General features: G+C 73.0%; 1 protein-coding gene and 1 tRNA gene. Both read left to right on the top strand.

Annotated features, from left to right (window positions below):
- The first annotated feature begins 157 nt into the window (after positions 1-157).
- Positions 158-249: transfer RNA gene (locus tag ITP53_RS55325), tRNA-Sec, on the top strand.
- 171 nt (positions 250-420) lie between these two features.
- Positions 421-1384 (top strand): L-seryl-tRNA(Sec) selenium transferase (gene selA, locus ITP53_RS55320; protein ID WP_236052254.1); only part of this gene is annotated, 964 nt, incomplete at its 3' end.

The raw sequence follows: 1384 nt of genomic DNA, 5'->3' as shown, positions 1-1384 counted from the left end.
GGGTGGGCGGGGGTCGCGTCCCGCTCCTGGGTGAGCCCTGCGTTGAGGGCCGTGAGGACCGTTTCCAGCTCGCCCGGCGGGATCTTGCAGCTGCATCCGCCGCCACGGGCGTACTGCGTGAGCCTGATGTCCGTCATATCGTGAAGTTACGTCCCTGGGAGGCGCGTGTGTTCTGGTGGGCACCCCGGTCTTCAAAACCGGTGGACGGCGCGCGGCGTCGTCGGCGGGTTCGATCCCCGTGCGCCTCCGTCGGGCCGATCGCAGCCGTACGGGCAGGTCCAGATGAGCCGTGACGACCCCCGCCGTCGTATCCCGCGTACCGACGCCGACTTGGCCGATCCCGGGATGGGCGAGGTGCCAGGTCGTGATGATCCTCGCCGTCGTATTCCGCGTACAGACGCTGTGCTGGCCGATCCCCGGATGGCTGAGGTGGTCGGCGGTGTGGGGCGTATCGCCGCCAAGGCTGCGGTGGCGGCCGCGCAGCAGCGGGCCAGGGAGGGGCGGATCCGGCCCGAGGAGGTCGTGGCGGCGGCCGTCTCCGCGCTGACCACGGGGCCGCGGCGGGTGATCAACGCCACGGGTGTCCTCGTACACACCAATCTGGGGCGCGCCCCGCTCTCACCGGCCGCCATCGAGGCGGTGGGCGCCGCGGCCGGGTGTACGGACGTGGAGTTCGACCTGGTGACGGGAGAGCGGGCACGGCGCGGGCGGACGGCGATGTCCGCACTGGCGGCGGCCTTGCCCGAGGCGGAGGACGTCCACGTCGTGAACAACAACGCCGCCGCCCTGGTGCTGGCCGCGACCGTGCTGGCGGCCGGGCGGGAGATCGTCATCAGCCGCGGCGAGATGGTGGCGATCGGGGACGGGTTCCGGCTCCCTGACCTGCTCGAATCCACCGGGGCGCGGCTGCGCGAGGTGGGCACCACCAACCGGACCTGCGTACGCGACTACGCCGAAGCGATCGGCCCGGACACCGGGTTCGTGTTGAAGGTCCACCCGTCGAACTTCCGCGTCGAAGGCTTCACCGCCGCCGCCTCCGTCGCCGAGCTGAGCGCCTTGCCGGTGCCCGTGGTGGTCGACGTCGGCTCGGGACTGCTCGCCCCCGAGCCGCTGCTGCCCGACGAGCCGGATGCGCGTACGGCGCTCCGCTCCGGCGCCGCCCTGGTGACCGCCAGCGGCGACAAGTTGCTCGGCGGACCGCAGGCCGGCCTGATCCTCGGCCAGGCCGGCCTGGTGCACCGGCTGCGGCGGCACCCGCTGGCCCGGGCACTGCGCGTCGACAAGCTGACTCTGGCTGCCCTGGAGGCCACACTCCGCTCCGAACCGCCAGTACGCCTGGCCCTCCACACCGACCTCCCCACCTTGACCCGCCGCGCCCACCACC

The organism is Nonomuraea cypriaca (assembly GCF_015645445.1).
GTDB lineage: Bacteria > Actinomycetota > Actinomycetes > Streptosporangiales > Streptosporangiaceae > Nonomuraea > Nonomuraea cypriaca.
Note: the sequence above shows the minus strand (reverse complement) of the source record. Positions and strands in the feature narration are given on the sequence as shown.